Source organism: Legionella moravica DSM 19234 (genome assembly GCF_000423305.1).
Taxonomy (GTDB): Bacteria; Pseudomonadota; Gammaproteobacteria; order Legionellales; family Legionellaceae; genus Legionella; species Legionella moravica.
In genome coordinates, this window is record NZ_AUHS01000003.1 from 200,339 (window position 1) to 221,788 (window position 21,450).

Here is a 21,450-nt window from a genome sequence, read left to right on the forward strand (position 1 = left end):
TGCCACATTAATAAACTTATAGTTCAAAATTAATTCACTCAAGCGAGTGCAATTGATAAATTTATGATATAATCGTCAGCCTTTTAATCCTGTTCTTGCTTTATATTATGTTTGTATATTTTAATGGCTTGCTTTTGGGCTTATCGTTGATCATGGCTCTGGGACCTCAGAATGTTTTTCTGATCAAACAAGGTGCGCGCCGGAATCATGCCACATTATCCGCTGCCGTATGTTTTATCTGTGATATTATTCTAGCCTGTGCCAGTGTTGCGGGCCTGCATCAAATACTATTAGCTCACCCTACTCTGAAAATTTGGCTGGTTTGGTTTGGTACTGCATTTCTACTTTATTATGCAATAAAAGCCTTTCGAAGTGCGTTCACCCATCATAAAAAAGAATCAGACAAGGCACATCAACCTCATAACAGAGTTCAGATTGTCCTTTTTGCCTTGGGCTTCAGTTTATTGAATCCCCATGCCATTATCGATACGCTGGTCATTATCGGCAGTGGCAGCAGCCAATTTCCCCATAATAAGATGGCCTTTTTATTGGGAGTCATCTCTTCAAGCTTATTGTGGTTCAGTTCACTAACCGTTACAACGCGTTATTTTTCCAATATATTGACCAAGACTACTGTATGGCAAGCAATTGAATTGTTCAGTGGGGTATTAATGACCTTTATTGGAATTAAACTGGCATTAAGTAGTTTTTAAAGGGGAAAATAGAAAGGGCCAATCAGTGTGTCGCCAATTGACCCAGTGGAATGACACATAGCAAGTCCAACCTCGCAAACTGAATATCTCATATTATACCCAATAATGTCAATATTTTTACGTTATTTGCCGAATTTGGTTGATGGGTCAATTTAAAAAGTCCTTTTACAAAGAGGCCGAAGACTCTCCGCTCACCATATCAATCCGTTGTACCATTTACTGATTATTTTAAACGCGGAAAAAACATCGGCGTCGTTTTCTGGTAATCAATATAAGCCTGCCCTCTTGATTCTATCGATCCCTTTTCAGTCATTGGGCCTGTGATTTGGGTCATGATCAAATATAGGGTTAATGGTGAGAGCAATCCAATAAAGCCGCTGCTGTATGCCAATCCAAACAATGAAAATCCACACCACACCAACCATTCAAAAAAGTAATTCGGATGTCTGGAATAATACCAAAGGCCTATATTACATAAGGCTCCTGAAGGTGCTCTTTTATATTGTTGCAGTTGCAAATCCGCTATAGTCTCGCCAACCAAACCTGTAATAGCGAGCAGGAACCCTAAATAATCAAAAATACTCAGACTAGCCACGCCTGCAATACCACAGAAATACCATGGGATAGCAATTAGAGTAATCAATAAACCTTGTATCTGAAAATTAAGGAAAAAGCCCAGTGGCTTGGCTATTTTCCAATGATTACTTAATCGAATGTAACGTGGGTCAACATGCCCTATCCTGATTCGTGTGTACCAAAGATAGAACCCCAAACGCCCTCCCCACAAAGCAAGTACTGCTCCTAATATCAGGGCACGAGTCGAAAAGGGATTGGCAAACAAATAGACAAGACCGCTTATAGTTAAGCCTGTAGCCCAACCAACATCTACTATTGAAGGATTTTTCAAATATCGATACAAACACCAAATCAGACACATATGAAGAAACACAATACAATAGACAAGGAGAAGCAGTTTCATAAAATTAATTCCCGATTTATTTCATCATGAATGCCAGAGCGACACTTCCTTTTCCAGCATGAAGCCCCAAAGCAGTTGAAGCGGATTCGATAAATGCAGGGGGTTGTCCAAAAGCTTCTGTGGTTAACTGAGCAAATGATTTAGCTTTGTCAGGTACTCCTGCATGCACCAAACCATAGGACTCCAATTGCTGATCTTCGCGCAGAGAATCTACATGACGAATCAATTTAGTTAATGCTTTAGTTTCACTAAAAGCCTTATCAAACATTGCTGCCTTTCCAGAGCTATTCAGGCGAATAATGGGTTTTATTTGGGCTAGTTGAGCGATACGACCACTTAGCCTGCCAATTCTTCCACTACGAATTAGTGATTCAAACTGCGACACATACACTACCTGTTCTATTTTAGGTATTTTTAGAATCAATTCCTTTTTTATTGCTTCGATAGGTAATCCAGAAGCAACTAATTGAGCGGCAAAGCTGACCAGTAATCCTAACCCACCGGATGTCTGACAAGAGTTCACCACATGCACATTATTTAAACGGTCAGTCGCCTTGATTATTGCATCGTGTGTACCACTTAAACCTTGTGAAATAGGCAAAACAAGTACATGCTCGTATTGGTTAGATAAATGCACCAGTTGCTCTTCGATGAGTGCTGGCGATGGAAACGATGTTTTTGGATAGGTTTTAAGATTGCTTAAATGATCATAGAACGTTTCCTGGTTGAGGCAGATTCTATCCAATAAATTATGACCATCCAGATGTATGTTTAACTGGATAATATGAATTTGATTCTCGTCCAGTACGGATTGAGGGATATCAGCGCTTGAATCCGTCACTAAAGCTATCGGGTATTTACGTTGATGTATCATTTGAAATTGGCGTAACATATCCTGAGCTTTAGCATGAGTAATCGTACCCGAATTAAAGAGGGATTCAAAAACCACTGCCGGTTTTGTGCAATGGACATGAAATCGGCATAAATTAGCATTTCCGCTGCTTACAACGCTATCGCCAAATTGTTCTAATTGATTTGCGATTGAAGTTCTATCAATGAATTCCCCTGAAAGGGTAATTTCAGTACAATATCGTTGTTCTGGGATACTGCCTTTGTCTGGCAGTTCATGATTAGCTTTTAAACAGTCTTCCTGATGATGAGTACGATTTATCTCGCGAGGATTGCTTAGATAATCTGCAAAACCATGAATAAAATGGTAAAATCCTAAAGCTCCAGCATCTACAACTTGAGCATCTTTTAAAACAGGTAGCGTATTTGCTGTGCTTTGAAGCGCTTGACTCACATCGGATAAGCTGTGTTGCATTAACTTTTTGAAGCAAATGAAATCCTGTGCTACTTTACTGATGCTGGTCGACCAGGCATCGATTACAGTAATAATGGTACCTTCTACTGGATGAAGAATAGCCGATCGGACGCTTTGACTAGCTTGTGTAATTAATCTGGAGAACGTTATCGTATCAATATGTTCCGAGTTTAATTGAGTTTCAGTAAGCCCATTAAAAAACTGAGAGAAGATCATCCCTGAATTACCGCGAGCGCCAATAAGGGCGGAGTCTGCCAAGGATTTAAACGTTTCCTGCAGCGTGTGTTGAGAGGAGGAATGCGTGATGACTGATAATGCGGTAGCAGACATATTATCGCCAGTATCTCCATCAGCTACAGGAAACAGATTAATGGCATTAAGATTCTCTCGATTGGAAATTATAGAGTCACATGCCGTTAAAAATGCTGAATGGATGGTTTTTGCATCAAGATGATGAATTTCCATAGCTGCTATTTTTTGATTAATGGTCTATCTTATTAGAATACACATATAAGTTATTAATTTAAAAGAGTGATTTATTTAAAATTTAAAGATAAACAAAAACAGGTCGAAATTTAAAACCAATAAACAACAATTATAAACCAGGGGAAGAGCTATGAAAAAGTGGGGGCTCACGATAATAGCAGTGATGCTATTCAATCAAGTTGCTTTTGCAAATCAAAATTGGAATGATTGGGTTGCGGGGGTTAGAGAGGAAGCCTTACAACAGGGTATCGCTCCCAAAGTCTTTGATGAAGCGTTTGCTGGTATTAAAGAACCCAGCCGTCAAATTAAAGGATTTATGCATTCACAACCGGAACATCGATTAACGTTTACAAAATACCTAAATACTCGCGCTGATAATTACAGAATTGCGATAGGACGCAAAGAATATAAAAAAAATAAAGAGGTATTGGACGAAGTTGCCAAACAGTATGGCGTCAATCCTTGCTTTATTGTGTCATTCTGGGGGATGGAAACCAGCTATGGCACGTATATGGGAAATTTCCCTGTCATCAAGGCTTTGGCTACTTTGGCTTATGATTCAAAACGCAAAGATTTTTTCCGCAAAGAGCTTATGCTGGCCTTGCACATTCTTAATGATGGTCATGTCAGTCTGGCTGATTTTAAAGGCGAATGGGCGGGTGCCTCTGGCCAACCCCAATTCCTGCCATCCAGTTGGGTAAAATATGCGGTTGACTACGATGGCGACGGACGCAAGGATATTTGGAAAAGCAAGCCTGATGTATTTGCATCCATTGCGAACTATATGAAACAAAATGGATGGCAAACGGGTGAGCCCTGGGCAATACAAGTTAAATTGCCCGCTAAATTTGATATGAAAATGGAAGGAAAAACAATAGTCAAACCCGTGAGTGAATGGAATGAATTAGGCGTTCGTACTGAAAGTGGGCATCCATTACCGTATCAAGAATTGCAAGCCAGTATCGTTCAGCCCTATGGCGGACCGACATTTTTAGCATTTTCCAATTATAAGATGATATTGCGTTATAACAATTCAATCTATTATGCAGGTGCTATAGGATATATGGCAGATAAAATCTGTCAGGCTCAATAATTCTGCTCAGTCCCAAAACGTGAAAAACGTTCAAAAAACCGGGTATGGACGACGTCTTAACCCGGTTTTTTTTGAAACTAAATCATTGTATCTGTCACCATCTGATCTATATTAAATGAGGGGGCTCAAGAGCATCGGCGTACATCATCCCGAATGAAATGAACGCCTCCAGAATGAAATATTGTACCTGCATTTGAAGATCTCTCACTGCATTGAGTGATGACGAAACTTCTGGTTTTTTTGAGGCATTACCTCAATATCAGATAAATTTTTTAAGGATGCATAAAGTGAATGAATATCTTGATAAAACGGCCAGCCTGCCCCCTGAGGTACAACGCATTGTATGCAACAAAGCAACGGAATACCCGCATACCGGTCAATACAATAAAGTGAATAGCCATGGGACTTATTTGTGTCGGCGTTGCGGATTGGCATTATTTCGAGGAATCAGTCAATTCAGTTCAGGATGTGGTTGGCCAAGTTTTGACGATAACATAGCTCATGCAGTGAAACAGGTGCCAGACAGAGACGGCATGCGTACTGAAATAGTCTGTTCACGTTGTGCTGCTCATTTAGGACACGTATTTACAGGAGAGTCCTTTACTCATAAAAACCTACGCCATTGCGTCAATTCAGCGTCGTTGGATTTTGTAAATGACAGGCAGGTCATGGATAGTGAAGAAGCTCTGGTAGCTGGAGGGTGCTTTTGGGGAGTAGATCATTTTTTAAAGCAAATTCCTGGTGTATTAAAAGTTGAATCAGGCTATAGCGGAGGTCATATCCTGAATCCCAGTTACGATGAAATCTGCCGAGGAAACACTGGGCATTATGAAACGGTACGAGTAATTTATGATCCTGCCAGAGTGGATTATTATCAGGTTATTAAACGCTTTTTTGAAATACACGACCCCACTCAGAGAACAGGTCAAGGGCCAGATTTGGGTCAACAATATCAAAGCGCTGTCTTTTATTACAATCCCGAACAGCAACAGCAAGCTAAGTCTTTAATACAAAAATTACAAAATAAGGGATTTCAGGTTGCAACGAAATTACTGGAGGCTCAAACTTTTTGGCCGGCGGAAGATTATCATCAGGATTATTATCTGAAACATCAAAAAGCACCTTACTGCCATAAACCGATCAATCGTTTTGACGATGAATCATTATGAATGCTGAATGGAACATCCATTGAACAGAGATTTCTGCTCAATGGATTTCAATAAACCAGTTACTGTTGTTGATTAAAATACCCGGGAATGTAGGGATATAAAGGAGCTGAAGCCACTTCATTCTCAGGCATATCAAGAACAGGAGCCGATGGTGTTACAGGCATCGAGTGAACAGAGGAAGTACCACTAAAGAACGGGAATGCAGCACCATTAAACTCATTTACATTTTGCGCTTTAGCCAACAAGTGCTGCATCGCAACCTGGTGTTCATTTAGCTCACTCTCTTTTTCGGCAATAAGCCGTCCGGATTCTGCAATACTCAGATTGAGATCAGGGAGAGTGTGCTCGCGTAATTCATCAGCTTCTCTGGTATGTTTTAAAATAAGATCTTGATTCGTGCTTATGGTTTTTGCGTTTCGTGCCATCTGATTGTCCGCAGAGGATTTTTGAAAGTGATACACAACTGCTACAGTTAAAGAAATTACAGTAGCTAAAGCCAACACTCCTGATAGCGCAAAATACAAGGGACTTACCACAAGCGATCCAATGATTGAAGCGCTGACTAATGCACTGGCGCCAACAAAAAGAGAAACATACAGTGCATTACTTCTCGAAGAGCCTGCTGATTCACTATTTAGTTTCAACCGTTCATTTTCCTCTGCAAGCTTCTTATTGCTCTGCCTTAATTGCGGGTTAGAGCGCTCATAATGCTGCAACTTTGCTGTGCATTCGCGGAGCCATTTTTGCTGTTGTTGTAACGTACTTCTCGCCTCACCCAGGGACTTAATCAGTGTTTGTTCTTGACCGCTCATCTCAAGGTAAATTTTCATCATCCCTGTGATTGTTTTTAATGTATCGCGCTCATAATAACCTAGCTTAAGCTGAGTTGCGCCTTGTAATGCTTCGTCAAGTTGAGACACAAACAATGAGTAGCTATTGTTCACGGCACTTTGTACTAATTTAGCTTTTAATCTATTTAATTCATCAATTTTAAGAGTAATTTTCTGAGTTAGTGCTTCACGGTTTTTCTGTGACAGTTGCATCAAATCAGGATCATCCGTCGTTCGCGCTTGTTCTCTTGCCAGCCGTTCCTGATTTCTAATGTGCCTTTGTTGTTCACGTTTTGGAAGTTCAACGTCCAATTGTTGCCTTAAATATTTTAAACGCGCTTCTGCCTGATTCTGTTCATTGCGAAGACCGCCCAATTGCTGCCCTTCATGAAAAGAATCCGATCTCTTTAATCGAATGACCTCTTTCAATCGGTGAAGCTCGTCATTCAGTCTGTTTTCCTCACGAGCCAAACCATCCAGAGCAAGTTGATCTTGAATGGAATAAACAACGGGATATAAATTAGGCACTTGTATGCCATTTTGAGGATGCCCATGGACATTGGGTTGAGGAAGCGCGGGGCTTACCACGTATCGGACTTGAATCGCTCTACGCTCAGTTTTTAGTCGCTCTATAGACCGTTCAACCTGATTAAGGTTTATTTGATATTCGGAAAGCTGGCTTTGCAGTTGAGCGCTGTACTTGTTTTGCTGATAGATCATAGTTCCAAGCTGGGCCAGCCTGTTTTGTACTGCAGATACTTCCTGGACATAATTCGTTCTTAACAGGCCGTCACTGTTTTTTTCCTGTTCATCATGTATGACCTCTTCAGCATCACTCTTTTTTTGAGACTCACATGCAGCATAGGTAAGCTGCTCGAGTACCATTTGCTTATCGGCAATGAAGTGTTCATTTAAAAATGTGTCAATTTCGTTTGTAACGCTCGATAAAGGTTTCCGCTCCAGGAGGTATTGACGCAGAGTAGGAAAATTGGCTTCGCTAATAACAAGATTGGTTTGATATTTCACTACATCGTTGATAATGATTTCTGATAACGCCATGATTCGTGACTCCTCAGGTAAATAAATTATTAACTAATTGGTATGTCTTAAACACGTTTGGAATTATGTAGCTTTCAGGCACCTAACCTATATCGAAAGTCCTGGCCCATTCCAATGTTCAGCTGTTTGGGCTGGTTCTCTCCTTCTGTACTGTCTTAATTGTCATTGAGTTGGAAGAATTATGTCAGACGAATGTTAAGGAATTGTTAAATGTATGTTACAAAAATGTAAATTTATTCGATTTTTTAGGTATTTGGAAAGGAGTTCAAGGGATGATCGTGTTAAGCGCTAAATTTGATTCATTTAAATTCACAACTCATAAACCTCTATAGGATTCACGATTCAGATTTGGATTCAATATTCTTATACTCTTCATCTCCAATTTCTGCTTTACGCTTATTTTCCTGCAATTGAATCTCATTGAGTTGTTGTTGCCAAAAGATTTCGGCTTGTTCTTTTAATTGATTTAGTTTTCGCAGGAACAGACCAAGATGATTGGCCAGCATAGGGAGTTTTGATGGCCCGAACACAATGATTGCTACAATAAACGTGACTAAAAACTCGCCACTGCTCATAGTGATTGATCATCCTTTTTTGATTCAGTAGAGTGGTCATCGCTCATGGCTTTACGAAAATTTTTTATGGCTTCCCCCAGATCGGTGCCAATCGTTTTCAATTTGGAAGTCCCAAATAATGCTACTATAATTCCCAATATTAATAATAATGATAAAGGGCTGATGCCGCTTAATCCCATTTTAGCTCCTTAATTTACGGTTTATGAGAACAAATAGTCCCGCTACAGCAGCCCCTACTAAGGCTATAGGAGTCATCTGCTGATAGTCAATTAAATCAAGATAATCGACTGCCGCCAGCGACAAGAATGAAATAAACACGCCTATACCAATGCTGTTCCATTGAATCATACCTTCCTGATTGTTCACATCTGAATAGTTATGATTCTTTTTTGCGACTAATTCGGCTTTTTTCAACTCCAACACATCGAAAATTAATTTCGGCATATTTGGTAATTGCTCGGTAAAAAATGGCAAATTTTCTTTTAATTGATTGAAGAAATTCTTTGGACCAATCTGCTGGCGTAGCCATTTTTCCAAAAAAGGCTTTGCAGTGACCCACAGATCCAGATCGGGATAAAGCTGTCTTCCTAACCCCTCAACAGCTAATAATGTTTTTTGTAACAAGACTAACTGAGGTTGAACCTCCATTTGAAACCGTCGCGCCACCTGGAACAATCGTAGTACGACCTGGGCAAATGAAATATCTTTTAAAGGTTTTTCAAATATGGGCTCACATACAGTTCGAATAGCACTCTCAAATTCGTCAACGCGCGTATCTCGAGAAACCCAACCAGACTCAACATGCAGTTCGGCTACTCGTCGATAATCACGGTTAAAGAAAGCCAATAAATTTTCCGCCAGGTACCGTTTGTCGTTTTCATTTAAAGTACCAATGATGCCAAAATCAATACAAATATACTGGGGTTCCTGAGGATGTTTATAAGAAACAAAAATATTTCCCGGATGCATGTCCGCGTGGAAAAAACAGTCACGAAAGACCTGGGTAAAGAAAATTTCTACACCGCGTTCAGCAAGTTTTTTGATATTAATCTGGTTATCACGCAAACTGGCCACATCAGAGACGGGTATGCCATGAATACGTTCCATAACCAAAATATTGTCACGCGAATAATCCCAATAGATTTCTGGAATATATAACAGCGGTGAGTTATTGAAATTACGTCGTAATTGAGCCCCATTTGCTGCTTCTCTCAGCAAATCCAGCTCATCTAGTAATGTATGTTCAAACTCTTTGACTATTTCTTTAGGTTTCAATCGTCGACTTTCGGGCCAGTATCGATCGGCCAATCTGGCGATGGTATACATAATACTGATATCTTGTTCGATAATTCGTCGCATGTTCGGTCTGAGAATTTTGACAACAACGTCTTCACCTGATTTCAAAGTGGCTGCATGAACTTGAGCCATAGAAGCAGATGCCAGAGCATCAGAATCAAACTGAGCAAAAAGTTCATAAGGAGATTTCCCATAGGCTTGTTCAAGCATGGAAATTGCAATATCACTGGCGAATGGAGGAACTTTATCCTGTAATTTACTTAACTCTTTAGCTATATCCTCAGGAAGTATATCGGGTCGGGTTGACAGAGCCTGACCAAATTTTATAAAAATAGGACCCAATTCTTCCAGAGTCTTCCGCAGGGCTTGCCCTCGAGTGAGCTTTTCCTTTCGCAACCAATTCCATGGATTTAAATAAACAATAAAGCGCAGGGGCGCGAAAAGTCTAAGAGATACGACCACGTTATCCAATCCATTGCGGGCAAGAATAAAATTAATATGGATAAGGCGAATTATTTGCTTCATTGATTTCATGACAACTCATCAGTTAATAATCGTGATGTTGGTTTCCATTGTACACCGTAGATACAATGTAATCTGGAGATTCGCTTGGAGATTGCTAAAAGTGCTTCTGTGACTTTAATAGATAAAGTCAAGTGACTATCAAATAACTGCTTCATTCGATTAATGAGTTTCATTATCGTTCAACAATTGGTTCACATGCGCCTGCAATCTTTCAACACTTAATGATAATTCATCGACATCATTATAAAAATCTTCAAGTTCATTTCTCGATGGAAGAACACGTAATTCTTCCTGAAGAAATTCGGTGACATTATGACGCATGGATTCACTAAATTGATTTTTAAACTCCATACCCTTGCGTATAAAAGAACCAATTTGGTGGGCAACCACATCGCCAGTAAAATGAGCTAAATGGCCTTCCCAATCAATGTCCATCTCATCGAATAAATGTTTTACCTGCTGCCCAAACTCGATATCACCAGACATCCTGATTTTATCATTGAATAAAGAGCGTGCTTTTGATGGGGGCAATAAACTAAGGCGTATTAAACCGATAGGGTTGCTATGAATTACCGTATCCGCATGGCCGTCATACTGATCCAGAAGTTGCATTTCCCCATCAATGAATTGAATAAAAAAACGGACATTTAATGGAGCAACAACCATTTCCAGCACTTTTCCATGCAGGGCAATCTGTTTGTCACGCATTGAATCATCGAGGCTCATTGCCTGATTAATTGCTTTTTGTAATGCTTTTAAAGTGTATTTTTTTAGCATATTAAACTCAATATTTATAGGCAACGTGCAAGGCAACAATGCCTCCACTCAGATTATGATATTGGCAATCTTCAAAACCGGCTTTTTCTATCATCTCTTTTAAATCATCCTGATTTGGATGCATGCGTATTGACTCAGCAAGATATTGATAGCTTTCTTCATCCTGGGCAATAAATTTGCCTACTTTAGGCAGGATATTAAACGAATACCAGTCATAAACTGGCTTTAACCCGGGTAGAGTTGGAGTTGAAAATTCAAGTACCATAAGCTTGCCTCCAGGTTTACAGACACGGTACATGGAGCGCAGGGCTTCCTCTTTATCCGTAACATTTCGCAAACCAAACCCCATAGTGATGCAATGAAAGGTATTATCCGCAAAAGGCAGGCATTGCGCATTCCCTTGAACAAAATTAATGTTTCTAAATAAACCTTCATCAAGTAATCGGTCGCGTCCGACATTAAGCATTGCTGAATTAATATCAGCAAGAACTACCTGGCCACTATCACCAACTTTCCTGGATAGCAAACGAGTTAAATCGCCACTTCCCCCAGCCAAATCCAGAACCGTTTGTCCTGGTCGAACCTGACTTAATTCTATCGTAAATCGTTTCCAGAGGTGATGGATTCCAAGCGACATTAAATTATTCATTAAATCGTAGCTTTTAGCGACCGAATGAAAAACATCCGCAACTTTTTTTTCTTTTTCATCCCAGGCTACGGATTTGAAGCCAAAATGAGTCGATTTTTCCTGATTATTCATAAATAACCTGGTTGAATAGTTAAAAAACTTATCTTAACTGATTATCATCAATATACCCAGACAATGCATTCAAATAATGCTGTTCATCAGGCGGCATATTATTTTTTTGAGAACTCCATAAACACTCCGCTAATTGTTCCATGATTAAATGTTCAACAGCTAAAGTGTCTTTATATTTCTTGACCAGAGCATGATAAACAGCACGAATTCCTTCAGGGCGATCTGTGCTGATTTGTTCTCGTACCGCCAAATGTAACCCCATATGAAGAAAGGGATTGGTTTCACCTAATTCAGGGTAATAAGCATGCTCTTGAAATTTAGAGCTTTGCTCAAGAATTTTATGATATTCAGGATGAACCAGTATCACCTGAACGATTTCATTTTCCAAAGGACTCAGCAGTTGCTTTTGTTGGTATTTATTCCAACTGGTAAAAAACATCTGTCTGGTGTCCTGAATTGTATCCCCGTATAACATGCTGTACCAAATCAATTAAAAGGCTGATTTTAACTGATTGAAATTATAACAACAATGGTGAGCAGCAAATAGGGCTTTTTCAGGCATAATGAACAATCCATCCCGAGCTTAAATAAAACTCAAACTCAGCTTTAATAGCCATGGGTTGTTTCGCTTATTCACTTCGTAATGAGACCATAGGTTCAAGCTTTGCTGCCCGACGAGCTGGATAAAAACCAAAGAAAATTCCCGTTGCCGCAGAGACTAAAAAACCGGCTATAGGAGGAAGTAAATAAATTGAGAAAGACCAGTCACTAAAATATGCCACTATGCGGGTAAAGATGAGCCCCAGGATCACGCCAAGAATTCCACCCAACAAAGAGAGCATCACAGACTCCACCAAAAAGAGGGCTTGAATCTCGCTGTTTTTTGCTCCAACTGCTTTTCTAATACCTATTTCCTTTTTTCGCTCACTGACTGAAACCAGCATCACATTCATCACCCCAATGCCTCCAACAAGCAAAGAGATACCGCCAATAACCGCAAGTAACAAGGTGAATATACGCCCCTGACTTTCCATACTAGCAATGATTTGTTTGGCACTACGTGGGAATATACTTAATTTTGGTGCGAATGAACTGATCATTTGTTTTATTTGATCAATGACTTCATCTATAGGACTGTCGGGTTTTAGAAGAACTACCGCATTATTTATTTTTGCATCTTTGCTCACCAGACTGATGCCTGCAATAGGAATTATTGCCGCCTGATTAATGTCTTCATTAAAAAATCCGCTTTCTTTCCAATGACGTGCAATACCGATAATGGTGTATAAAGACTGACCGATGCGGAGCTGTTTCCCAATCGGATCGTCCATACTGATTTCTTTTATTTGCTGTGCCAATCCATCACCAATCACACAAAAATGTTCAAACGACTCAACAAAAGAGACAAAATGTCCCTGAGCCAAATCAACATGCACAATCTCAGCTAAATGTTCATCTGCGCCAATAACAACCCCCTGCATCAGTTTCCCTTGAAAACTAAGCTGTTGATAGGCCGTACTGTATGGGGCAATTTTTACTATATACGGAATTTGCTCTGCCAATTTTTGCCATTGATCAACGGATAGGGAATCCTCACCACTGCGCGATTTACTTGGCACTTTTTGATACACTGAAACGGCTAATAAATCAGTTCCCAATGCCTTGAATTGCGCCAGAGCTTTTTCTGTAGCCAACTGGCCGCAACTAATTAAAGCAACAACCGCAGCAGTACCCACCAAAATTCCAAGCACCGCTAAAATGGAGCGTAATTTTGAAGCGGTTAAATTAACTAGAGCTTGCTGACAATGGTTTACAAAATTCATTGGCCAGACTCCGCCACGACGACTCCATCAGCTAAAGTAATTCTACGCCGACATTGTGCCGCGACATGTTCATCATGGGTTACCATGATAATAGTACGGCCTTCATCATGCAGTGCTAAAAACAGATTCATTACTTCGGAGCCTGTACGCGAATCCAAGGCGCCTGTCGGTTCATCAGCAAGGATCACTTGAGGTTCCGTAACCAAAGCCCTGGCGATTGCAATTCGTTGTTGTTGACCACCCGATAATTGCATTGGCCGATGAGATGCGAATTGCGCCATCCCTACTTTTTCGAGTACCTGCATCACTTTGTCTTTGATTTCCGTAGCAGGCGTACCTCTATAAGTCAAAGGCAAAGCAACATTTTGCATTGCCGTAAATCGAGGGAGCAAATTAAACTGCTGAAAGACAAAACCAATGCTTTGATTGCGTAGCTCGGCAGATTCATCATCACTTAAACCTGCCACATTCCTGTTCTTTAAAATATAAGATCCTGAATCCGGCTTATCCAGTAAACCAATAATATTCATCAAAGTTGATTTTCCAGAACCTGAAGCACCCACGATGGCAAGCAAATCCCCCTGATTTACCGTCAAGGAAACCTCTTTTAAAACAGTACTGCTAATCCCTTCAAGCTGATAGGTTTTTACCAAATCCCTGAGCGTAATCAAGGGTTCATTAGTCATAAACCACCACATCGCCATCTTTAAGCCCCGACTCAATCACAACCGAATCCGCCTGCGCCGGGCCGGTGGTAATAATGCGTTTTTCAATAGAGCCTTGAGCCAATCTTAAGTTAACAATGCTGTTTCCCTTCTCACGCTTTACTGCAGCAATAGGAACCAATAATTGATTATCACTCGCTACATTGAGCTCAATAGCTGCACTCATACCCACTTTGATCCAGGGTTGTTGTTCCGGTGTCAAAGACTTTACCTCGACTACTGCAGTAAATGACGGCAATCCGCCACCACTGGTATTTGAGGCTTGTGCATTGACGGCGACCAAGGTGCCTTTTAATTGATGTTTACCAAAAGCAACACCACTTATCGTTGCATTCATCCCGGGGCGGATCTTGTCTATATCTATTTCAGGAACGTCGATTTCAATACTAATTCCTTTCAAATCACCAATTAAAGCAATAACTTGCCCTGATTTCACTGAAGAACCTACCGTTACTCGTGCCGATTTATCTTCCCCAGATTTTGGAGGATACAACATGACCCCGTCACTGGGGGCTTTTAATCGAATAATATTATGGTTTGAGGTTAATATTGTTCGTACCTTTTCAAAGTCCGCCAGACTCAAATCAGAAAAATTCTGGGATTTATTCTCATCCATTTTTTCCAGCAACTCAGTAAGCTTACGGGTGGCTTGCATCAAGGTAACCCTAGCAGTATCGACACCGGATTTTTCACTCAAAAAATTATTTTTAGACAACAGGCCAGCATCCCATAACTCTTGAGTCCCAATAAATTTGGCCTTGGCAATGGAGTAGCTGTCTTTGGCTTTAAGATAGTCAGTTAAGGTATCATTGTACTGCTTCTGCAATTCAGTGGAATTCAGCGTTAACACGACATCGCCTTTCCTGACCATCTGACCGTAATGAAAATTCATTGATTCAACTACTGCGTCCATTGGACTGGTCAGTGTACTTTCATGCAAAGGCTGAATGGTTCCAGTGAAATGCAAAGTTTTATGTAAGGGTTGAGGCTTTACCGTATAAGCATTCAACGTGCTGGCCTTAGGCTTATCCTGGCTGCCGCATGCTGACAGAATGCCGGTTACCACCAAGCTCATAATAATTTGTACGTATTTATTCATCCGCCATACCTTAGTTTAATTTGCCAATAGTCCAGCGTGGTTCCTAAAGTCCTTTGCAGGGCTGATAACTGATTAAGATACGCAATCTTTGCACCGATTAAACCAGATTGCGCCTGTATTAACTGATTCTGTGTATTATTTACATCCAAGGCACTGGAAATGCCAGCCTGCTGCTTTTTCTTTTCCAATGCGTATGATTTTTCCGCCAGTTGTACCTGTTTTTTAGCTAATTCATAGCGTTTTGCCAAGCTTTGTATGCTATTTATTGTGTTCGTTATATGGGTAACCAAAGCACGTTTTGCGGCAATCAAATTGATTCGATCTTTTTCCAATTTTAATTTCGCGCTGATTAATTGACTTCGACGCCCTATATCATTCAGTGGAACAGTAAGCGTTACTCGAGCTGATTCGGTAATATTATTCCCATTATAAATACCACGTACCCCTGTGTTGGTACCAGTAACATCATTTACAGTGCCACTTTGTACATTAGCTGATAAATCCAATTGCCATAATTGTTGATTTTTTGCAACCTTATACGCTCGTTCATCGGCACGTAAAGCCATTTTGTGAGCCAGGTATTGAACATTATGATTCAGAGCAAGATCAATAGATTGTTGCAAATCAGGAACCACGAGTTCGTTCAACGTGACATCGCTAGGTACTGACAAATGCATTTCAGGATCAAGGCCTATGGTTTGCAATAAATCCTGGGCAGCTGTTTTAAAATCATTTTCACCTTGTTCCACTAATAAACTCAACGATTCAATTTGATAGGATTGTTGAATATTTCCAGTAGGTTCCAACTGGCCGGCCTCTATTTTTTTTTCATTAATTTGATACGATTTTTTTGCTTCTTCTAATTGTAAACGCTGATTTTGCAAGTTATTACCACTTAAAATAAGCGCTCGATAGGCAATAATGACCTGAGTGATTTGATCCACCACTGATTGCTGTAAGCTGAGTTTATTAATCCACTCATTATCCATGGCATCCAAGAGTCCGGCTTCATTTACAGATGAGCCAAAACCACGTAAAAGCGGCTGAGTTACTGAAAAATTTAACACCGGATTATAACTGTTGTTCACTCCGACATTGTTATCTATAGCTAAAGAGCCTTTGGTACCTAACTTGGTTTTCAAGCCTAATTCAGGGCTTGCCAAAAAAGTATTGGTTGAGGAAGTGCCAACGCCATCAAAAGTACTTTTCTGGATCATTCCCTGAGCGCCAAGCGCATATTGCAACTCAAATTCATTATGTGCCAAACGTAATTGATAACGTTGAATAATGCGATCCAATTCAGCATTTTGGATATTGGGGTTGTATCGTAAAGCCAAAAGAATGGCCTCTCTGATACTCAAGCGCAGAATGGTTTTTTTACGTGCGGCAGGTGATGTAGGTAACTCAATCCAGTTTTTTAACATCAATTCAGGATTGTTGATCGCTTCTCGCAACCGAGCCCCCGCCTGCTCAACACGCTGTGCTTCTGCAGAGGGATCATCGACCCATTTATATAAAGATTGCGATGACTTCGAGGCGCTTGCAGAGTATGTCACTGAACCTAACAGGAAAAACAACAGGAATATCTGTAATAACCCTATTTTTTTTATTAAAAAGTTCACCAATCTCATCGCCCGTTGTTTTTAAAATTTAACCTGAAACAGAAAATCTTTGTTTATCCTGCAGTCTTAATGCGGTTAATTCACCGCCCCAAAGGCATCCGGTATCTATCGCATGGATTCTGGGATTGGGACATAAGCCCATTAGAGCAGCCCAGTGACCAAACACGATGTCTGCCTCAATTTCTTTACGTCCAGGAACTTCATACCAGGGATGCACATGAGCTGGCGCTTTGGAAATTGCGCCCTTATAGTTCAGCTCCAAACGCCCCAGGTCATCACAAAATCTCATCCGGGTAAAATAATTGGTAATGACTCGTAGTCTGTCCATCCCCGTTAAATCATCTGACCATATATTGGGTTTATTACCGTACATCTGTGCCAAAAACTCTCTATAAAGAGCACCAGAAAGCACTGCTTCCAATTCTTTTGCCAAAGACATAGCCTTAGGTAAATCCCATAATGGGGAAATTCCAGCATGGCACATAACGACATTGAGTTCCGGTGAATAACACAGCATCGACTGCTTTCTCAGCCAATGTCCCAACTCTTCACCATCTGGAGCATTGACAACTTCCTGAATCGTATCATCATGCCCTTTCCAGGGTCGTCCTCCAAATAAGGAGCCTAATAAATGCAAATCATGATTTCCCAAGGTAATCATCGGGGTAATTGGCAACCTGCTGATAAACCGCAATACCGCTAAAGAGGCCGGGCCACGATTAACCAGATCACCGACAAACCATAAGCGGTCGACTCGCTCATTAAATTGAATCAATTCAAGCAATCGCTGCAATGGTTCATAGCATCCTTGCACATCTCCAATGGCATAATCAGACACCGCGCTTAGCTCCCGGTATTAAAGTAGACACGTCATTCTCAATGTTCTGCCATTGCCCTGATGCAGGTAATTTTTGCAAGGGGCTAACTACTATAGCATTCTGTTGCTGGGTAAACTGACTGGTAAATTGCGCTTTGTGAATTAATTCCGTTGCAGACATGGACTCGATCTTGCCAGTGTTCAAGTGATGAACTTCTACGTTTGATGGCAGGGCTACCGCAAACTCAGTAAAAACCACCCCTGTTTGCATATGTTGAGTATGAGCCTGTTCAAATCGGCCAATAACATTTCCTGCAATTCCACGACCGTGTAAACCTAAAGATAAAAATCCATTTTGAACGGCTTGCCAATTTTTATACTCAGGATGTTCTCTCACAAATAATTGAAACATTTCCTGCGACATTAACATTCCACCGGGCACCATAAATAAAGGTGCCTTATTAATCAAAATTTTGCCCTCAGCCAATGCATTGGTAAGCCATTGAATAAATTCGACACCTATTGCCTGTTCTTTTTCTGCAACAGACGCAGGAACTCCCCCTGCAAATGTTCCCGCTCGTCCATAACGTCCAACGCGGCCAACCCCAGCCTTCACCATAAATTCACTAATGTATCGCTGAATGGCTATAGCATCTGCACGTATTAAAATAGCTCCCAAGGTACCTGCAGAACGCATGTCCTCATTCAGCAAAGCTAACCATACCGCCAGAACCTGGGGATTTGAGGCAATCCAGGTAAATCCACTCACCGGCATTAAAGCTCTTGCCAGCAGCAAATTCAATCGACGACGAAAATCCTGATCCGATTCTTTCTGGAATTCATAATCATAGTAAGTTCCCGTATTGACCAAACTCTCAAGCAAGGGATTCCATTGTTTTAATAATTGGCCGTTTGCATCGAATAAATTAATGCTGTAATCAACAAAGAGTTTACCTATCCCTTGCAAAACAGCCGCAGAATATAAGGCATACTGCCAAAGTACCTGTTCTTCAGATAAAATCCCGGTCTTGTCAAGGACCATAAAGTCCTTAAATAAACTCAATGCTGCTTCTGTGCGATTCAGCGCGTAATCGACCAAGCCGCCAGGTTGAGAGTAATAGCTGTTTGTCGTTTCAGGAAGAAATTGGCAATAGTTGACCAGATTCTCAATAAGAACCTCGCATAAACTCGCATATCGAGATTCTTCCAGACCACTCAACTCCCTCATTTTTTGTAATAATACCTGACGCTTATTATCGAGCAGAAATTGAGTAGCGGATACATTGCGCGTCAAATCCTTAATTGATTTGGATTGCGCAGACAAAGGGCTTTTTCGTTGACGATGAAACAAAACAACCTCCAATATGCTATATTATTTATTTTACACTATTTGGAAATAAATTTCGCTAGTTGAACATATTCAGCAACAGAAATTTGTTCCGGTCTTCTACTACCATCAATACCTAAAGCACTTAATTCATCTACAGAAATGATTCCCTTCAAATTATTAGTGAGTGTTTTGCGACGCATGGCAAAGGAACTGGCAACAATTTGCTCTAATTGTTCTACATCAACAGGCTCAAAAGGAGAGTCGCGATAGGGTGTAAGCCTCACTACAGCAGAATCCACTTTAGGCTGTGGGTCAAACGCTTCTGGGGGTACATCAAATAAATGCTCGACCTCGCAGTGATACTGTAACATGACGCTCAGGCGGCCATAAGCTTTAGTTCCGGGACCTGCGGCCATTCGATCGACAACTTCTTTTTGTAACATAAAATGCATATCCTCTATATAAGAGGCATAACCTAACAAATGAATCAATAAGGGCGTGGAAATATTATAAGGCAAATTTCCTACCACTCTTAAATGTGAACCGAACAGACTGTAATCAACCGTTAACGCATCAGCAGAAATCACATTTAATTTGCCCTGAGCTATGGGAAGATTGACCAGAAAGTGGTGTAAATCCGTATCAATTTCTACTGCAGTCAGTTGCTTCAAGTGGCGCAACAAAGGCTGAGTTAATGCCCCAAGACCCGGTCCAATTTCTAACACATTGTCATCAGCTTGAGGATTAATAGCGCGCAATAATTCATCAATAATATGCTTGTTTTGCAGAAAATTCTGACCAAAACGCTTACGTGGGCTATGCCTCACTTTTATCACCTCAAAAGTTAAAAAGAAATTATAACGCGCTTAAGGAATGATTACTAATGCCAGACGGGCTATGAATACTATTATGCATGTTGAAAAGCCTTAAACCGGCAAAAAATGCCTCTTAATATTCTTTTGCATGCCAATTTTTTGATCACCTGTTTTAGCATGGAGTTATACGGATCAATAAATTTGTAAAGCAATAAAATATATCTGGCCTAGGCCACACACAATGATGTAAAATCGGCCAAACTGAGCAAGGCTGATGTGCTCATCCTTTTATTTCCACTTATTTTTAGGCAATTGCTATATGACATACAGAAAAATGCTGAAATCTAAAATTCACCGCGCTTATGTGACCCAGGCCGATTTGGATTACGAAGGCAGTATCACCATTTCTCCGGAATTACTCAAAGCGGCGAACATTCTTCCTTACGAGGCAGTCAATGTCTGGAATATCACTGCTGGAACCCGATTTGAAACCTATGCCATTACCGGGGAAAAAGGGTCTACCGATATTTGTGTTAATGGTGCCGCAGCTCACTTGGTTACCCCTGGAGATTTGATCATTATTGCCTCATTCACACAAGTGCTGGAAGAGGATTGCGCCTCCATGGTACCGACCGTAGTTTTTGTCGATCAGTTTAATCGTTTAAAAGAAATAAGACCTGAAATCGTAGGAGTTAAAAATAGAGACTCTTGCGCTATCGTATAACAGGCTTTTTATTCTGTTGCCCGTTTAATTCGCGCAATAGGAAGATAAAGATTTATAGTTTATTCTATTACCTATTTATCCAGGTCAACAGAATCTATGCTAATTCATTTGATGGAATTAAGACGCAGGGCACTTAATACCTTAATCTGGTTTAGCGCTCTATTTTTTATCTGTTTTTTCATGGCAGCGGATCTGTTTCACTTGTTAGTGACCCCGTTGCTCAAATCCCTGCCTAACCAGGAAGGGTTAATCGCAACTCAAATTACCTCTTCTGTTTTTACCCCACTTAAGCTTGCTGCTGATACCGCAATGCTGCTCAGTGCTCCGTTTGCTTTATACCATATTTGGCGCTTTATCAGTCCAGGCCTGTACAAAAATGAAAAAGATCAATTACGTGGAGCGATCCTTATCAGTTTGGTGCTTTTTGCAATCGGCGTGGTATTTTGCTTTTTTCTGATTCTCCCCTTCATGTTTCAATTTTTTGCCCATGCCCTTCCCAAAGGGGTGCGGTTGATGCCCGATATGGCATATACCCTGGATTTTATTACCCGAATGCTGCTGTTATTCGGTTTTAGCTTTCAAGTACCGCTAATCTGCCTTGTTCTTGTCCGCTTGAACCTGATTGACGTACTGACACTAAAAAAAATCAGGCCCTACATTATCGTAGGCGCCTTCACAGTAGGAATGCTGCTTACCCCTCCAGATGTATTATCTCAATTAATGCTGGCCTTACCTTTATGTTTTCTGTATGAGCTGGGTATTATTCTGGCCATTGTATTCGCTTAATCTTATTTCGGACTTGATCAGCTTTAGCCGTTACTTCCGTAAATTTCGCCAGCCTCTGATCTGAGGCTAAACAATCTATGCAAGAATCCTCCCCAAGCCCAACAGAAAACTCTTTGTTTATCG

21 protein-coding genes are annotated in these 21,450 nt (G+C 40.6%); 5 read left to right on the forward strand and 16 right to left on the reverse strand.

What is annotated here, in order from left to right; all coding sequences use genetic code 11:
- Positions 1-107: 107 nt before the first annotated feature.
- Entirely contained in the window at positions 108-713 is a 606-nt protein-coding gene (locus G543_RS0100835; RefSeq protein ID WP_028382832.1) for a LysE/ArgO family amino acid transporter, read from the forward strand.
- Between the two features lie 223 nt (positions 714-936).
- On the opposite strand, the gene G543_RS0100840 is transcribed toward G543_RS0100835, so the two are convergent.
- Both G543_RS0100840 and G543_RS0100845 read right to left on the reverse strand, forming a co-directional pair.
- Positions 937-1,692, reverse strand: coding sequence for a DUF1295 domain-containing protein (locus G543_RS0100840; protein ID WP_035921121.1), 756 nt, complete (start codon positions 1,690-1,692; stop codon positions 937-939).
- Between the two features lie 16 nt (positions 1,693-1,708).
- Positions 1,709-3,481, reverse strand: coding sequence for a DegV family protein (locus G543_RS0100845; protein ID WP_028382834.1), 1,773 nt, complete (start codon positions 3,479-3,481; stop codon positions 1,709-1,711).
- Between the two features lie 151 nt (positions 3,482-3,632).
- On the opposite strand from G543_RS0100845, the gene G543_RS0100850 reads away from it, so the two are divergent.
- Positions 3,633-4,595 (forward strand): lytic murein transglycosylase, encoded by a 963-nt coding sequence (locus tag G543_RS0100850; protein WP_028382835.1) that lies wholly within the window; start codon positions 3,633-3,635, stop codon positions 4,593-4,595.
- 287 nt (positions 4,596-4,882) lie between these two features.
- Positions 4,883-5,764 (forward strand): bifunctional methionine sulfoxide reductase B/A protein, encoded by an 882-nt coding sequence (locus G543_RS0100855; RefSeq protein WP_028382836.1) that lies wholly within the window; start codon positions 4,883-4,885, stop codon positions 5,762-5,764.
- 59 nt (positions 5,765-5,823) lie between these two features.
- On the opposite strand, the gene G543_RS0100860 is transcribed toward G543_RS0100855, so the two are convergent.
- The 14 genes from G543_RS0100860 to rsmA all read right to left on the reverse strand — a co-directional run bounded on the left by G543_RS0100860 (position 5,824) and on the right by rsmA (position 19,829).
- Positions 5,824-7,653 carry a hypothetical protein gene (locus G543_RS0100860; RefSeq protein WP_028382837.1) on the reverse strand — a complete coding sequence of 610 codons (1,830 nt, stop codon included), beginning with the start codon at positions 7,651-7,653 and terminating at the stop codon, positions 5,824-5,826.
- 335 nt (positions 7,654-7,988) lie between these two features.
- Positions 7,989-8,228 (reverse strand): twin-arginine translocase TatA/TatE family subunit, encoded by a 240-nt coding sequence (locus tag G543_RS0100865; RefSeq protein WP_028382838.1) that lies wholly within the window; start codon positions 8,226-8,228, stop codon positions 7,989-7,991.
- Positions 8,225-8,407 carry a twin-arginine translocase TatA/TatE family subunit gene (gene tatA / locus G543_RS0100870; RefSeq protein ID WP_028382839.1) on the reverse strand — a complete coding sequence of 61 codons (183 nt, stop codon included), beginning with the start codon at positions 8,405-8,407 and terminating at the stop codon, positions 8,225-8,227. The genes G543_RS0100865 and tatA overlap by 4 nt, the downstream gene beginning before the upstream one ends.
- A 1-nt stretch (position 8,408) precedes the next feature.
- The gene (gene ubiB / locus G543_RS0100875; RefSeq protein ID WP_028382840.1) at positions 8,409-10,058 is read right to left on the reverse strand and encodes a ubiquinone biosynthesis regulatory protein kinase UbiB; all 1,650 of its coding nucleotides are present in this window, start codon (positions 10,056-10,058) and stop codon (positions 8,409-8,411) included.
- 150 nt (positions 10,059-10,208) lie between these two features.
- Positions 10,209-10,826 (reverse strand): ubiquinone biosynthesis accessory factor UbiJ, encoded by a 618-nt coding sequence (locus tag G543_RS0100885; RefSeq protein WP_028382841.1) that lies wholly within the window; start codon positions 10,824-10,826, stop codon positions 10,209-10,211.
- A gap of 7 nt (positions 10,827-10,833) precedes the next feature.
- On the reverse strand, positions 10,834-11,586 hold the full coding sequence (ubiE, locus tag G543_RS0100890) for a bifunctional demethylmenaquinone methyltransferase/2-methoxy-6-polyprenyl-1,4-benzoquinol methylase UbiE (RefSeq protein WP_028382842.1): 753 nt from the start codon (positions 11,584-11,586) through the stop codon (positions 10,834-10,836).
- A gap of 28 nt (positions 11,587-11,614) precedes the next feature.
- Positions 11,615-12,061, reverse strand: a complete 447-nt coding sequence (locus tag G543_RS0100895) for a DUF1841 family protein (RefSeq protein WP_028382843.1) — start codon at positions 12,059-12,061, stop codon at positions 11,615-11,617.
- A gap of 154 nt (positions 12,062-12,215) precedes the next feature.
- Positions 12,216-13,409: an ABC transporter permease gene (locus G543_RS0100900; protein WP_028382844.1), complete on the reverse strand. Its 1,194-nt coding sequence runs from the start codon at positions 13,407-13,409 to the stop codon at positions 12,216-12,218.
- Positions 13,406-14,095 carry an ABC transporter ATP-binding protein gene (locus tag G543_RS0100905; protein WP_028382845.1) on the reverse strand — a complete coding sequence of 230 codons (690 nt, stop codon included), beginning with the start codon at positions 14,093-14,095 and terminating at the stop codon, positions 13,406-13,408. The genes G543_RS0100900 and G543_RS0100905 overlap by 4 nt, the downstream gene beginning before the upstream one ends.
- On the reverse strand, positions 14,088-15,233 hold the full coding sequence (locus tag G543_RS0100910; RefSeq protein ID WP_028382846.1) for an efflux RND transporter periplasmic adaptor subunit: 1,146 nt from the start codon (positions 15,231-15,233) through the stop codon (positions 14,088-14,090). Before G543_RS0100910 ends, G543_RS0100905 begins: the two co-directional genes overlap by 8 nt.
- Positions 15,230-16,813, reverse strand: coding sequence for a TolC family protein (locus G543_RS0100915; RefSeq protein ID WP_420795225.1), 1,584 nt, complete (start codon positions 16,811-16,813; stop codon positions 15,230-15,232). Before G543_RS0100915 ends, G543_RS0100910 begins: the two co-directional genes overlap by 4 nt.
- Positions 16,814-16,883: 70 nt before the next feature.
- Entirely contained in the window at positions 16,884-17,693 is an 810-nt protein-coding gene (locus G543_RS0100920; RefSeq protein ID WP_028382848.1) for a symmetrical bis(5'-nucleosyl)-tetraphosphatase, read from the reverse strand.
- On the reverse strand, positions 17,686-19,023 hold the full coding sequence (locus tag G543_RS0100925) for a conjugal transfer nickase/helicase domain-containing protein (protein WP_028382849.1): 1,338 nt from the start codon (positions 19,021-19,023) through the stop codon (positions 17,686-17,688). The genes G543_RS0100920 and G543_RS0100925 overlap by 8 nt, the downstream gene beginning before the upstream one ends.
- A 35-nt stretch (positions 19,024-19,058) precedes the next feature.
- Entirely contained in the window at positions 19,059-19,829 is a 771-nt protein-coding gene (gene rsmA, locus G543_RS0100930; protein WP_028382850.1) for a 16S rRNA (adenine(1518)-N(6)/adenine(1519)-N(6))-dimethyltransferase RsmA, read from the reverse strand.
- A 307-nt stretch (positions 19,830-20,136) separates the two neighbouring features.
- Between rsmA and panD the strand changes: the two genes are divergently transcribed.
- Entirely contained in the window at positions 20,137-20,541 is a 405-nt protein-coding gene (panD, locus tag G543_RS0100935) for an aspartate 1-decarboxylase (RefSeq protein ID WP_028382851.1), read from the forward strand.
- 96 nt (positions 20,542-20,637) lie between these two features.
- Positions 20,638-21,327: a twin-arginine translocase subunit TatC gene (gene tatC, locus G543_RS0100940; RefSeq protein ID WP_028382852.1), complete on the forward strand. Its 690-nt coding sequence runs from the start codon at positions 20,638-20,640 to the stop codon at positions 21,325-21,327.
- Positions 21,328-21,450 lie beyond the last annotated feature (123 nt).

Bases quoted from the DNA above. Each gene is read 5' to 3' on its own strand.
- tatA (WP_028382839.1), bottom strand. From the start codon at position 8,407: ATGGGATTAAGCGGCATCAGCCCTTTATCATTATTATTAATATTGGGA.
- G543_RS0100900 (WP_028382844.1), bottom strand. From the start codon at position 13,409: ATGAATTTTGTAAACCATTGTCAGCAAGCTCTAGTTAATTTAACCGCT.
- G543_RS0100840 (WP_035921121.1), bottom strand. From the start codon at position 1,692: ATGAAACTGCTTCTCCTTGTCTATTGTATTGTGTTTCTTCATATGTGT.
- tatC (WP_028382852.1), top strand. From the start codon at position 20,638: ATGCTAATTCATTTGATGGAATTAAGACGCAGGGCACTTAATACCTTA.
- G543_RS0100850 (WP_028382835.1), top strand. From the start codon at position 3,633: ATGAAAAAGTGGGGGCTCACGATAATAGCAGTGATGCTATTCAATCAA.
- G543_RS0100860 (WP_028382837.1), bottom strand. From the start codon at position 7,653: ATGGCGTTATCAGAAATCATTATCAACGATGTAGTGAAATATCAAACC.
- G543_RS0100865 (WP_028382838.1), bottom strand. From the start codon at position 8,228: ATGAGCAGTGGCGAGTTTTTAGTCACGTTTATTGTAGCAATCATTGTG.
- panD (WP_028382851.1), top strand. From the start codon at position 20,137: ATGACATACAGAAAAATGCTGAAATCTAAAATTCACCGCGCTTATGTG.
- G543_RS0100845 (WP_028382834.1), bottom strand. From the start codon at position 3,481: ATGGAAATTCATCATCTTGATGCAAAAACCATCCATTCAGCATTTTTA.
- G543_RS0100910 (WP_028382846.1), bottom strand. From the start codon at position 15,233: ATGAATAAATACGTACAAATTATTATGAGCTTGGTGGTAACCGGCATT.
- G543_RS0100905 (WP_028382845.1), bottom strand. From the start codon at position 14,095: ATGACTAATGAACCCTTGATTACGCTCAGGGATTTGGTAAAAACCTAT.
- ubiE (WP_028382842.1), bottom strand. From the start codon at position 11,586: ATGAATAATCAGGAAAAATCGACTCATTTTGGCTTCAAATCCGTAGCC.
- G543_RS0100885 (WP_028382841.1), bottom strand. From the start codon at position 10,826: ATGCTAAAAAAATACACTTTAAAAGCATTACAAAAAGCAATTAATCAG.
- G543_RS0100835 (WP_028382832.1), top strand. From the start codon at position 108: ATGTTTGTATATTTTAATGGCTTGCTTTTGGGCTTATCGTTGATCATG.
- ubiB (WP_028382840.1), bottom strand. From the start codon at position 10,058: ATGAAATCAATGAAGCAAATAATTCGCCTTATCCATATTAATTTTATT.
- G543_RS0100895 (WP_028382843.1), bottom strand. From the start codon at position 12,061: ATGTTATACGGGGATACAATTCAGGACACCAGACAGATGTTTTTTACC.